The sequence below is a fragment of the Wenjunlia vitaminophila DSM 41686 genome (genome assembly GCF_000380165.1).
Taxonomy (GTDB): Bacteria; Actinomycetota; Actinomycetes; order Streptomycetales; family Streptomycetaceae; genus Wenjunlia; species Wenjunlia vitaminophila.
Window position 1 is genome coordinate 93,154 of the sequence record NZ_KB904635.1, and the last position, 13,182, is coordinate 106,335.

At 71.9% G+C, this 13,182-nt stretch carries 9 protein-coding genes; 6 read left to right on the forward strand and 3 right to left on the reverse strand.

The genetic code is table 11. From position 1 onward, the window contains the following. Positions 1-348: 348 nt before the first annotated feature. Positions 349-2,211: a translational GTPase TypA gene (gene typA, locus A3IG_RS0101745; protein WP_018381821.1), complete on the reverse strand. Its 1,863-nt coding sequence runs from the start codon at positions 2,209-2,211 to the stop codon at positions 349-351. 183 nt (positions 2,212-2,394) lie between these two features. Next, complete coding sequence (locus tag A3IG_RS28215; protein WP_018381822.1) at positions 2,395-4,377, reverse strand: ABC transporter family substrate-binding protein; 1,983 nt, start codon at positions 4,375-4,377, stop codon at positions 2,395-2,397. A gap of 282 nt (positions 4,378-4,659) precedes the next feature. Here A3IG_RS28215 and A3IG_RS0101755 point away from each other — a divergent pair, with 282 nt between their 5' ends. From A3IG_RS0101755 to A3IG_RS0101780, 6 genes are all read left to right on the forward strand, one after another. Beyond that, a complete protein-coding gene (locus A3IG_RS0101755; RefSeq protein ID WP_018381823.1) occupies positions 4,660-4,953 on the forward strand; it encodes a hypothetical protein in 294 nt (97 codons plus the stop codon). Between the two features lie 278 nt (positions 4,954-5,231). After that, complete coding sequence (locus A3IG_RS0101760) at positions 5,232-5,987, forward strand: hypothetical protein (RefSeq protein ID WP_018381824.1); 756 nt, start codon at positions 5,232-5,234, stop codon at positions 5,985-5,987. Positions 5,988-6,059: 72 nt separating this feature from the next. Beyond that, entirely contained in the window at positions 6,060-7,961 is a 1,902-nt protein-coding gene (locus tag A3IG_RS0101765) for a fumarate reductase/succinate dehydrogenase flavoprotein subunit (RefSeq protein ID WP_018381825.1), read from the forward strand. A 34-nt stretch (positions 7,962-7,995) separates the two neighbouring features. Beyond that, positions 7,996-8,769 (forward strand): succinate dehydrogenase/fumarate reductase iron-sulfur subunit, encoded by a 774-nt coding sequence (locus A3IG_RS0101770; RefSeq protein ID WP_018381826.1) that lies wholly within the window; start codon positions 7,996-7,998, stop codon positions 8,767-8,769. Between the two features lie 102 nt (positions 8,770-8,871). Further along, positions 8,872-9,858 carry a GlxA family transcriptional regulator gene (locus A3IG_RS0101775; protein ID WP_018381827.1) on the forward strand — a complete coding sequence of 329 codons (987 nt, stop codon included), beginning with the start codon at positions 8,872-8,874 and terminating at the stop codon, positions 9,856-9,858. 11 nt (positions 9,859-9,869) lie between these two features. Continuing rightward, positions 9,870-10,562 (forward strand): DJ-1/PfpI family protein, encoded by a 693-nt coding sequence (locus tag A3IG_RS0101780; RefSeq protein ID WP_018381828.1) that lies wholly within the window; start codon positions 9,870-9,872, stop codon positions 10,560-10,562. Here the strand turns inward: A3IG_RS0101780 and A3IG_RS0101785 are convergent. Then, positions 10,549-13,149: a SpoIIE family protein phosphatase gene (locus A3IG_RS0101785; protein ID WP_018381829.1), complete on the reverse strand. Its 2,601-nt coding sequence runs from the start codon at positions 13,147-13,149 to the stop codon at positions 10,549-10,551. The two genes, A3IG_RS0101780 and A3IG_RS0101785, sit on opposite strands and share 14 nt — an antisense overlap. Positions 13,150-13,182 lie beyond the last annotated feature (33 nt).

Here is a 13,182-nt window from a genome sequence, read left to right on the forward strand (position 1 = left end):
CGCGTGACCCATTGACCCGAGCTCAACGCGTTCAACTATCAGGCACGGGGAGCCGACTGTGTATCTCCTTAAGGTCTCGTTTTGATCACACGCCGCATGCATTGATCCCGAAATTCGGGCATACGGAACATTGACAGACAGGTACGAATCGGTCCGATAACGTAATTGCCGGACGTGGCGGTTCGATTATCGAACACGCTTCATCACGCTCCGTCGCTCCGAGGGAGCACATGCTCTACCTCGAGAGGGGTGGCGAGTCGGCAGTCTACGCGCAGAGACTGCGGGGTGTCACATGGGTCCGCCCCCACAGTGACGAGTCACTGTGGGGGCGGGGACCTGGGACGATTCTCAGCGCTTGGACCTGGCCAGGGCCCGGCCGCGCTCCTTCTGGTCCAGCACCACCTTGCGGATGCGCACCGTCTCCGGAGTCACCTCGACGCACTCGTCCTCTCGGCAGAACTCCAGGGCCTGTTCCAGGGACAGCTTCCGCGGCGGAATGAGCTTCTCCGTCTCCTCCGCGGTCGAGGAACGCATGTTAGTGAGTTTCTTCTCCTTGGTGATGTTCACGTCCATATCGTCGGAACGAGAATTCTCACCAACGATCATTCCCTCGTACACCTCGGTGGACGGCTCCACGAAGAGCACCCCGCGCTCCTGGAGGTTCATCATGGCGAACGCGGTGACGGAACCGGCCCGGTCCGCCACCAGGGAGCCGCTGCTGCGGGTGCGCAACTCGCCGAACCAGGGCTCGTAGGACTCGAAGACGTGATGCGCGATTCCGGTGCCCCGGGTGTCGGTGAGGAACTCGGTGCGGAAGCCGATCAGGCCGCGGGACGGGACGACGAACTCCATCCGGATCCAGCCGGTGCCGTGGTTGGTCATCGTCTCCATCCGGCCCTTGCGGACCGCGAGGAGCTGGGTGATGGCCCCCAGGTACTCCTCGGGGGCGTCGATGGTCAGCCGCTCGGTCGGTTCGTGCCTGCGGCCGTCGATGGTCCTGGTGACGACCTGGGGCTTGCCCACGGTGAGCTCGTAGCCCTCCCGGCGCATCGTCTCCACCAGGATCGCCAGCGCCAGCTCGCCCCGGCCCTGCACCTCCCAGGCGTCCGGGCGGTCGGTGGGCAGCACCCGCAGCGAGACGTTGCCGACGAGTTCCCGGTCGAGCCGGTCCTTGACCAGCCGCGCGGTCACCTTGTGACCCTTGCCGCCCCGCCCCACCAGGGGGGAGGTGTTGGTGCCGATGGTCATGGAGATGGCCGGCTCGTCCACCGTGATCAACGGCAGCGGACGCGGGTCCTCCGGGTCGGCCAGCGTGTCGCCGATCATGATCTCCGGGATGCCGGCGATGGCGATGATGTCCCCAGGACCGGCCTCGGTCGCGGGCTTGCGCTCCAGCGCCTCGGTGACCAGCAGTTCGGTGATCTTCACCCGCTCCACCGAGCCGTCGTGGCGGCACCAGGCCACCTGCTGGCCCTTGCGGATCGTGCCGTTGTGGATGCGGCACAGGGCGATCCGGCCCAGGAAGTTGGACGCGTCCAGGTTGGTGACGTGCGCCTGCAGCGGGTGGCCGGACTCGTAACTGGGGGCGGGAATGGTGTCCAGCACCGTCTGGAAGAACGGCTCCAGGGTGTCGTTGTCCGGCAGGGAGCCGTCCTGGGGCCTGTGCAGCGAGGCGTGGCCCTCCCGGGCGCAGGCGTAGACGATGGGGAACTCGATCTGTTCCTCGGTGGCGTCCAGGTCCATGAACAGCTCGTAGGTCTCGTCCACGACCTCGGCGATCCGGGCGTCGGGGCGGTCCACCTTGTTGATGCACAGGATCACCGGGAGCTTGGCGGTGAGCGCCTTGCGCAACACGAACCGGGTCTGCGGCAGCGGCCCCTCGGACGCGTCCACCAGCAGGACCACGCCGTCCACCATCGACAGGCCGCGCTCCACCTCGCCACCGAAGTCGGCGTGACCGGGGGTGTCGATGATGTTGATGGTGATGGGGTCACCACCGTCCTTGGGGTGGTACTTCACCGCGGTGTTCTTGGCGAGAATGGTGATGCCCTTCTCGCGCTCCAGGTCGTTGGAATCCATCACCCGGTCGTCCACGTGCTGGTGCGCGGCGAACGCACCCGCCTGTTTGAGCATGGCGTCCACCAGGGTGGTCTTGCCATGGTCGACGTGGGCGACGATGGCGACGTTGCGGATGTCGTTGCGCGTGGGCATGCTCGCTGAAACTTCTCTCGAGAGTCGGGGTCTCGGCTGGTGCCCTGGTGATCTGCCGCACTGCTGACCTGTCGCACTGCCGCCCGGACGGGCGGGCACCGCCTCGGCTGCGTTCCATGGTACGGGGGAGCACGGGCGTGCGGCGCGCCGCCCACGCCCCGCGGGGCGGGCCGGGGGCCGGGCTCAGGAGCCCTTCCCGCGGGCCGCACGCTCCTCGTCGGCCGCGCGGAAACCGATGTCCTGGTAACGGGGCGTGACGAGACCGAAGGCGCCGGCGTTGGCGACGGTCCCACGGACCGCGACCAGCTCGGGTCGCTGGTACAGGGGCACCGAGTGGGCGGCGGCCCAGATGCGCGCGTCCGTCCGCACGGCCAGGCCGCGGGCCTCCTTGGCGTCCAGTTCCGTCACCGCGTGCTCGAAGAGCTGGTCGATCTCGTCGGTGCCGACCCGGGCGTAGTTCTGCTCGATGACCAGCGACCCGTCCGCCGCGGGCAGCGGCTTGGCGTAGATCGACCGCGCGTCGGTGGCCGGGTAGGCGGTGCCGGGCCAGGAGAACAGCGCCAGGTCGAACGCGCCCGTGGCGAGGTGCAGCGGGACGAACTCGTCGCTCGCCACCTGGGTGATCTCGGTGCGCACCCCGACCCTGGAGAGCATCCTGGCGATCTGGTCGGCGACGCCGCCGAGCAGCGAGGCGCCGTCGGGGAGCAGCAGCCGCAGGGTCAGCGGCCTGCCCTGCTTGGTCCGGACCGCAGCCGGTTCCACCACGGTCACCGGGTGCCGCAGGCCGGACTCAGCGGGGGCGTCGCCCCCGGCCACGCGTCCGCTGTGCGGGGTGTGCCGGGGCCTGCCGTCCGGGACGCCCCGCCTCGGCGGACCGGCCGCCGGGGCCCGCGTCTGCCGGGTGCCGGCGGGGGCCGTGCGCCAGCCGGAGGCGTTCAGCAGGGCCATGGCGTGTTCACGGCTGTGTCCGCCCAGGACCGCGCTGTTGTCCTGGTACCCGTCCTGGTGGGGCAGGAACAGGTGGTTGTCCAGGGTCCGCACCGGCAGCCGCAGCGGCCTGAGCACCGAGTCGGCGATGGCCCTGCGGTCGATGGCCCGGGCGACCGCGCGGCGCACCCGCTCGTCGGCGAGCGGTCCTGCCTGCCCGTTCAGGGTGAGCTGGGTGGACGCGGCGCCGGTGGACCGTCGCACGGTGACCCCGGGCAGCGCGGCGGCCCCGGCCACCGGGTCCACCCGGCCGGCGGCGACGGAACCCCCCGTCGCACCGGGCCCGGGGTCGCCGGGGGCGCTGCGCGCGGGCCGCGCCGAGGTCGCGGGCGCGGCGGCGGTCGCCGTCACCGGCTCGAGCTCGGCGAGGTCCACCTCGTTGCGGCGCAGCGCGGCGACCCTGCGGTCCCGTTCGACCTGCACCAACACCAGCCGGTCGAGCTTCGCCGGCTTGCCCCACCACCGGCCGTTCCGCGCCAGGGTCACGGCCCTGCGGTCGCCGGTGCGGTCGATCTCCCGCACCCGGAACGGGCCGGCGGTCTCCTCCAGGTGGTCCCGCGATTCCCCGTTGAACGCGCGGGGGCTCGCGGTGACCGAGCGCGGGTACAGGGGGGTGAACAGCGAGCGCCAGTCCGCGTAGGGCCGGTCGAAGGTGACCTCGACCTCCTGCGGCGACTCGCCCTGCTCGACCTTCCTGATCTGCTGGTAGCCGTCGTTCCTCGCCGGGCGGTAACCGGAGTGCATCCCGGACAGCGCCCGCCACTGCGCCGCGAAGTCCTCGGCGCTGATCCGCCGACCGCTGGTCCACCGCGCCCGGGGGTCGAGCCGGTAGACCACGACCTGCCGTGGACCCCCGGTACGGAGCTCGACTCCCCGGAGGTAGTCGTGGTTGGGTCGCGGGCGACCACGCTCGTCCAGGGTGAACAGCGCCGGCAGCACGGCGCCCGTCACCCTCGCCGTCTCCGCGGTGGCGTCCACCTGGTACGCGTTCAGGGTGGCGGGCACCGCGTCAACCGCCCAGCGCAGGGTCCCCCCTTCCTGGACCACGTGGCGCGGGACGGCACCGATGTCCGAGGCGAACGGAACCGGGGTCGGTCTCGAGCAGCAGGCCAGGGCGGGCGACAGCACGACGGTGAGCAGGGCGGCACCGACGCGGGCAGGGCGTCCCTGCGGGGACATGGGCGCTCCTCCTCGGGGCCGCGCGGGGCGGCACCGTGGTCACAGGGTCTGGGGATCACTGAAGGCGATGACTGCCCGACCGTCGCGGCAACACTGCGCACCCCCCGGCAAGGTCACCCGACCGGAGCAGCGTCCGTCCCCGGTAGGGCGGCTCTTCGGCCAATCCCACCCGTGCGGGGGACAAGTGCCGGTCCTGCCCCTTCACAAGCACGGGCAAACCGCGCGACACTCGCTTGCGCGTGATGTGCACCACACCGCACTCGTCGGAGGTGAGGGAACGCCATGTCCCTGCACGACGACCTGACCCGCGTCCAACGCACCGTGGACGACCTGGTCCGCTCGGTGGGCCGCTTGGAGCACCTGCTCGGCCACGGCCTCGACATACGCAGGGTGCGCACGGACGCCGACCACCTGCGCGAGAGCGTGGCGTTGCTCAGGGACGCGACACGCGACAGCGGCACGGGGTCGGCGGCGGACACGATGGTGATCATCCCCGACGCCCCCTACGACCCGACCCTGTGGCGGGGCGCCGAGGACGAGGGCATCGGCTCGCCGCACGGGCAGGCCCGGCCGTAGCCGACCGCTCCCCCGTACTCCGCGCGTGGCACCCGACCCCGCGTCCCCCCGCTGCGGCCGTCACCGCCCCGCCCGCGGGCAGGCCCCGCCTCCCCGCACGGCGGCACGGGCGGTGACCCGCCTATTCGGAGACCCCCTTGGCAACCGAAATCCACACCCCACCCGACCCCGACAGCTCCCCCGGCGGTCCCCACGACCCCGCCCCCGCCCCGAGCCGCCCGCCCCGGGCCGCCAGCGGTCCGGGCGGCGTCAACGCACCGGGGCGCGCCGCGGTACCCGTGCGCCACCTGCGGACGGACCGCTGGTGGCTCCCGCCCCTGGCGACCGTGCTGGGGCTGACGGCGTTCGTGGTCTACTCGACCTGGCGCGCGTTCGCCGACACCGACTACTACGCCGGGCCCTACGTCTCCCCGTTCTACTCCCCGTGCCTGGCCTCGAACTGCACCGAGATGCAGTCGGGCAGCGCGGACTGGCACCTGGTCGGCGACTGGTGGACGCTGTCCCCCGCCCTGCTCGTCCTGGTCTTCCCGCTGGGATTCCGGCTGACCTGTTACTACTACCGCAAGGCCTACTACCGGGGCTTCTGGGCGGCGCCCCCGGCCTGCGGGGTGGCCGAGCCGCACGCGAAGTACACCGGCGAGACGCGGTTGCCGCTGGTCCTGCAGAACGTCCACCGGTACTTCCTGTACTTCGCGGTGCTGGTCGCCGCGGTCCTCACCTGGGACGCGGTGCTCGGTTTCCGCGACGCCGAGGGCGACTGGGGCCACATGGGCGTGGGCACCCTGGTGCTGTGCACCAACGTCCTGCTGATCTGGGCGTACACCCTGTCCTGCCACTCGTGCCGGCACCTGGTCGGCGGGCGGCTGAGGCACTTCTCCCGGCACCCCGTGCGCTACCGGATGTGGGGCTGGGTCAGTCGGCTCAACCGCCGGCACATGCTGCTGGCGTGGTGCTCACTGACCACCGTGGCCCTGGCGGACCTCTACGTGTACCTGGTGGCCAACGGTGCGTTCGACGACCCCCGGTTCTTCTAGTCGCCGCGGTGGCGAACCGGTCGGTACGGCCGAACTCCGATGCTCCGAAGCGTGGGAAAGGGATGGACAGCTATGACCGAGGCGGAACACCACACCTACGACGTGGTCGTGGTGGGCGCGGGCGGCGCGGGGCTGCGGGCCGCGATCGAGGCCAGGTCCCAGGGCATGCGCACCGCGGTGATCTGCAAGTCGCTGTTCGGCAAGGCGCACACGGTGATGGCGGAGGGCGGCATCGCCGCGAGCATGGGCAACGTCAACGCCGGCGACAACTGGCAGGTGCACTTCCGGGACACCATGCGGGGCGGCAAGTTCCTCAACCACTGGCGGATGGCCGAACTGCACGCCAGGGAGGCCCCGGACCGGGTGTGGGAGCTGGAGACCTGGGGTGCGCTGTTCGACCGCACCAAGGACGGACGGATCTCCCAGCGCAACTTCGGCGGCCACGAGTACCCGCGTCTCGCCCACGTCGGTGACCGGACCGGCCTCGAGCTGATCCGCACCCTGCAACAGCGCGTGGTGGCCCTGCAACAGCAGGACGCGGAGGAGTACGGCGACCCCGAGGCCCGGCTGAGGGTGTTCCAGGAGTGCACCGTCACCCGCGTGCTCAAGGACGGGCAACGGGTGGGCGGGGTGTTCGGGTACGCCCGGGAGAGCGGACGGTTCTTCGTGGTCTCCGCCCCCGCGGTGGTGCTGGCGACCGGTGGCATCGGCAAGTCGTACCGGGTGACCTCCAACTCCTGGGAGTACACCGGGGACGGGCACGCACTGGCGCTGCTCGCCGGGGCCGCGCTGGTCAACATGGAGTTCGTGCAGTTCCACCCGACCGGCATGGTCTGGCCACCGTCGGTCAAGGGCATCCTGGTCACCGAGTCCGTGCGGGGCGACGGCGGGGTGCTGCGCAACAGTGAGAACAGGCGCTTCATGTTCGACTACGTCCCCGACGTGTTCCGGAAGCACTACGCGCAGACCGAACAGGAGGCGGACGGCTGGTACACCGATCCCGACCGGCACCGCCGACCCCCCGAGCTGCTGCCCCGCGACGAGGTCGCCCGGGCCATCAACGCCGAGGTGAAGGCGGGCCGGGGAAGTCCGCACGGCGGGGTGTTCCTCGACGTCTCGACCCGGATGTCCGCGCAGGAGATCGTCCGGCGGCTGCCGTCGATGCACCACCAGTTCAAGGAACTGGCGGACGTGGACATCACGGCGGAGCCGATGGAGGTGGGGCCGACCTGCCACTACGTGATGGGCGGGGTGGACGTCGACCCCGACACCGCGGCGGCCGTCGGGGTGCCCGGTCTCTACGCGGCCGGGGAGGTCGCCGGCGGGATGCACGGCTCCAACCGGCTCGGCGGCAACTCCCTGTCCGACCTGCTGGTCTTCGGGCGGAGGGCCGGTCTGCACGCCGCGCGGTACGCGGCGGCGCTGGGCCCGGACCGCCCGGCGGTGCCGGCGCAGCAGGTGGAGACGGCGGCGGCGGAGGCGCTGCGCCCGTTCAGCGCCGAGGACTCCCCGGGGGAGAACCCGTACGGGGTGCACCAGGAGTTGCAGCAGACCATGAACGACCTGGTGGGCATCATCCGCAGGGAGGAGGAGATGCGCCAGGCGCTGGAGCGGCTGTCCGCCCTGCGGTGCCGGGCGGGGCGGGCCGGGGTGGAGGGGCACCGCCAGTTCAACCCGGGTTGGCACCTGGCGCTCGACCTGCGGAACATGCTGCTGGTCTCGGAGTGCGTGGCCCGCGCCGCGCTCGAGCGCACCGAGAGCCGCGGCGGTCACACCCGGGACGACCACCCGGAGATGGCACGTTCCTGGCGGGGCGTCAACCTGCTGTGCACGCTCGACGACGTCGCGCAGGAGCCGGAGCCGGGCATCCGGCTCACCCGGCGCCAGAACCCGCCGATGCGGTCCGACCTGCTCGCCCTGTTCGAGCGGGAGGAGCTGGGCAAGTACTACACCGACGAGGAGCTGGCGCCGTGAACCCCGTTGAGAACGCCGATCTGGAGCAGGAGTCGTGGTCGTGAGCTACAAGGCGCACTTCAGGGTCTGGCGCGGCAACGCGGCCGGCGGCGAGCTCCGCGACTACGACGTGGAGGTCAACGAGGGCGAGGTCGTCCTGGACGTCATCCACCGGCTCCAGGCGACCACCGCCCCCGACCTGGCGGTCCGCTGGAACTGCAAGGCCGGCAAGTGCGGATCGTGCAGCGCCGAGGTGAACGGCAGGCCCCGGCTGATGTGCATGACCCGGATGTCGGTCTTCACCGAGGCCGAGACCGTCACGGTCACCCCCATGCGGGCCTTCCCCGTGGTGCGGGACCTGGTCACCGACGTCTCGTTCAACTACGCCACCGCTCGGGACGTCCCCGCGTTCGTACCGCCGGCCGGGCTCGCCGCCGGCGAGTACCGGATGCGGCAGCAGGACGTGGAGCGCTCCCAGGAGTTCCGCAAGTGCATTGAGTGCTTCCTGTGTCAGAACGTCTGCCACGTGATCCGGGACCACGAGGAGAACAAGCCGGTCTTCGCCGGTCCGCGCTTCCTGATGCGGATCGCCGAGCTCGACATGCACCCGCTGGACGCCGCCGCGGAGCAGGGCCTGGACCGCCAGCGCACCGCTCAGGAGACCCACGGCCTCGGCTACTGCAACATCACCAAGTGCTGCACCGAGGTCTGCCCGGAACACATCAAGATCACCGACAACGCGCTGATCCCGCTCAAGGAACGGGTGGTGGACCGCAGGTACGACCCCCTGGTCTGGCTGGGTTCCAAGATCCGCCGCCGCAGGGACTGACCGGGGCCCCCGCCTCCCGGGGGTCGTTCCCCGGGAGGCGTGGCCCAGATCGTCACACCCTTGTCTTTGCCGCCATCACGCGGACGTGACCACACTGGTGGGGTGGTCAGCCAGCGCATCCTGTTCGCCGTCTTCCCCGGTTTCCAGATCCTCGATCTCACCGGCCCGCACGAGGTGTTCACCCAGGCGGGACGCCTGACCGGTGGCATCGTCGTCGAGACCGTGGCCCCGGAGCCCGGCCCGGTGCCGTCGAGCGGCGGTCTCGCGGTCTCCCCCACCCTGACGACCGACGAGGCGGCGGGGCCGGTGGACACCCTCGTCGCCGTGGGCGGCCCCGGCGTCCACCAGGCGTGCCGGGACGACCGTCTCGTGGAGTGGTTCGCCCGCACGGCCCGCGGTTCCCGGCGCACCGCGTCGGTGTGCAGCGGCGCCTTCCTGCTGGGTGCGGCGGGACTGCTCGACGGACGGCAGGTGGTCACCCACTGGGCGCGCTGTGGTGAACTGGCCGAGCGCTACCCGGGGGCGACGGTCCACCCCGACCCGGTCTTCGTCCGGGACGGCGACCTGTGGACCTCCGCCGGCATCACCGCGGGCATGGACCTGGCGCTGGCGATGGTCGAGGACGACCACGGTCCCGAGGTCTCCCGCGCCATCGCTCGGCAGCTCGTGATGTTCGTCCAACGCCCCGGGGGCCAGGCCCAGTTCAGCACCCAGCTCACCGCCCAGCGGCCGACCCGGGCACCCCTGCGTGACCTCCTCGGCTGGGTCGCCGACCACCTCGAGGACGACCTCACCGTGCCCGCCCTCGCCGCCCGGGCCTCGATGAGCCAACGGAACTTCACCCGGGTCTTCCGTGCCGAGACCGGCCGCACCCCGGCCGCCTACGTCGAGAGCGTTCGCATCGAGGCCGCGCGGCGCCTGCTCGAGACCACCGCCGCTCCCCTGGACTCGGTGGCACGGACCTGCGGCTTCGGCACCGTGGAGACGCTGCACCGCAGCTTCAGGCGGGCCCTGCGGACCACCCCGGGCGAGTACCGCAGGCACTTCAGCACCCACTCCGCGGCCGTCCAGAACGGCCACCCCCACTGAAAGGCCCACCCGTGCGCATCGTCATCCCCCTCTTCGACGGATTCACCGCGCTCGACGCCGTCGGCCCCTACGAGGTCCTCCGGATGCTGCCGGAGTCCGACGTCGTCTTCGCCGCCACGACCACCGGCCCGTGCCCCGACGGCGACGGAACGCTCTCCCTCGTCGCGACGGCCGCCCTGCACGAGGTCGCGGACGCCGACGTGCTGCTGGTGCCCGGCGGCCCCGGTGCGCGCCGGGAGCTCACCGACGGGCCCTTGCCGGACTGGATACGCCGCGTCCACTCCACCACCCGGTGGACCACCTCGGTCTGCACCGGGTCACTGCTGCTCGGCGCCGCGGGGCTGCTCGACGGCCTCGAGGCCACCACCCACTGGGGAGCCGTGGACACGCTGGAGTCGTACGGCGCCAGGTACACGGGGCGGCGCGTCGTGGAACAACCCGGAGGCGTCATCACCGCCGCCGGGGTCTCCTCGGGCATCGACATGGCCCTGCGGCTCGCCGAACTCATCGCCGGACGGGTCGCCGCCGAGGCGTTCCAGCTCGCCATCGAGTACGACCCGCAGCCGCCCTTCGACTCCGGCTCGTACGCCAGGGCCTCCCAGGAGGCGAAGGACTACCTCGCGGCCCGCCCCCGCCGCCCCGCCTCCCCCGCCCCGCCTCCCCCGCGCCGGGGACCCAGCATGAGGAGCGTCAGAACATGCTGAGCAGGGCGTCCACCGGGTCCTGAACCGTGCTGTCCCCGTTGGGCAGGGACAACTCGAACCAGACCGTCTTGCCGTGCGGGGTCCTGCGGCTGCCCCAACTGTCGGCCAGCAGGCTCACCAGTTGCAGGCCACGGCCCCCCTCGTCGGTGTCCCTGGCCCGGCGCCGCCTGGGCTGGACCAGGCCGGAGTCCCACACCTCGCAGACCAGGGTGCGGTCCCGCAGCAGACGCAGCCTGATGTCGCCCTCACCGTGGCGCAGCGCGTTCGTCACCAACTCGCTGACCAGCAACTCCGTGGTGTCCACCAGGGGGTCGAGGTCCCACTGCCCCAGTCGGGCGCACGCCAGCTCCCGGGCGCGGGACACCGACGTGGGGTCGGGCGGCAGCGTCCAGTCGCCGACCGCGTCGTCGGGCAGCGCCCGAATCCTGGCCATCAGCAGCGCGATGTCGTCTTCGCCGTGATGGGTGTCCATGGTGGTCAGGATGTGGTCGCAGACGTCCTCCAGCGGGCGGGTGGGGTCGCCGAGCGCGTGGCGCAGGGCCGTGAGCCCGTCGTCCAACGGCTGGTGCCTGGTCTCCACGAGGCCGTCGGTGTAGAGACCGAGGAGAGCGCCGTCGGGCAGCTCGACCTCCATCTCCTCGAACGGGTCCTCGCCCACCCCCAACGGCATCCCGCTGGGCACGTCGAGCATCACCGGGCGCTGTCCCGGCTGCACCAGCAGCGGCGGGAGGTGGCCGGCGTTGGCGAAGGTGCAGCGCCGGGTGACCGCGTCGTAAACCGCGTACACGCAGGTCGCCAGGTACACCTCGGTCAGGTCGGTGTCGTTGCGCTCCTTGGCCTTGGTGCGCCGGCTCCGGCCTCCGGTGGGCTCGCCCAGGCCCCGGACGGTCTCGTCCAGCGCGGAGAGCACCTCGGCGGGCTCCAGGTCGAGCAGCGCCAGGGTGCGCACCGCCGTGCGCAGCTCGCCCATCGCCACCGCGGCGCGCAACCCGCGGCCCATCACGTCGCCGACGACCAGCGCGGTGCGGTGTCCTGGCAGGTCGATGACGTCGAACCAGTCGCCGCCGACCTCGGCCTCGGTGGTGCCGGGCAGGTAGCGGCAGGCGATGTCCAGGCCGGCGGCCTCGGGGTTCCCCGGCGGCAGCAGGCTGCGCTGGAGGATCAGGGCCCGTTCGTGTTCCCTGCGGTAGAGGCGGGCGTTGTCGATGCAGACCGCCGCCCTGGCCGCCAGCTCCTCGGCCAGCGCGGTGTCCCGCTCGCCGAACGGCTCGCTGCCCTTGGCCCGGGAGAACTGCACGAGTCCGAGCACGGTGTCCCGGGCCACCATCGGCACCACCAGGGTGGAGTGCACCATGTTCCCCAGCTCGGGCCCTCCCGCGTCTCCGCCGAGCGCCTGGGTCTGCGCGGTCCGCAGCGCCTGGGCGCAGGGGGACGCGAACGGGTAGCGGTGGGTGCCGCCGACCTCCACCGGTCCCGTGCCGTCCACTCCGCCGGCGTCGCCGAGCGGCACCGGTCCGTCGGACACGGCGCTGGCGAACGCCACCCGGCGCAGCACCCCGCTGCCGTCCGCGGTGCTGTGGCCGCCCACCGTCTCCAGCAGGTCGTCGCCGCTGAGCAGCACCTGGTAGAGGTCGACCGAGGCCAGGTCGCAGAAGTGCGGGACGGTGACGTCGAGCAGTTCCCTGGCGGTGGTCTCCAGGTCCAGGCTGTTGCCGATGCGCGCGCCGGCGTCGTTGAGCAGGGCCAGGTTGCGGCGGGCGTTGGCCGCCTCCCGTTCGGCGCGCTGCCGTCCGGTGATGTCCACGGCGAGGCCGGCGACGCCGATGGGCCGCCCGCTGCCGCTGTGCAACCGGTACAGCGACACCGCCCAGCGGCGCCGTCCCGGCGCGGTCGGCACGGTGCCGATGACGTGCATGTCCAGCACCGGCTCACCGGAGTCGAGCACCTGGCGCAGCGAGGCGGACAGCCGGTCGGCCTCCACTCTCGGCAGCAGGTCGTGCACGGTGGTCCCGCGCAGCTCCCCGACCGTGCGGCCGAACGTGGCGGCGAAGCGCTCGTTGACCCGCAGCATCCGCAGCCCGGAGTCGAACAGGAAGAACCCCATCGGGGACTCGCCGAACACCGCCTGGGAGGCCGCGAGGTCGGTTTCGATGCCACGGAGCATCCGCAGGTCGACAGCGGCGCAGACGGCCCCGCGACGCCCACCGCCGAGGTCGGACGGCATCACGTAGACCTCGGCCAGCCCCTCCTGCCCGGCCGTGTCCCGGTAGGGGACCAGGCCGATCCACTCCCGGCCGTCGAGGATCTCCTCGAGTCGTTCCCTGCCCTGCTGCCACAGGTCCCGGGGGACGAACGCGGTGATCGGGTCCTTGCCGATCGCGTCCCGCGCCGAGGTGCCGAGCAGCGCGGCGGCCCGATCGCTCCACTGTTCGATGCGACCGTCGGGCCCCAGGGAGAACGAGGCGAAGCGCAGGTAGTCGTAGAGGGTTCCGGACGGACTCGCGGACCAGACCGGAGGGGAGACGACCTCCTCCTGGGCGCGGGGGCGGACGTCGTACTCGTCTCGGTCGGCAGCGGCATGTCGCACCTGTGAGCCGCCGGGGGGGCCACCCCGACGGTC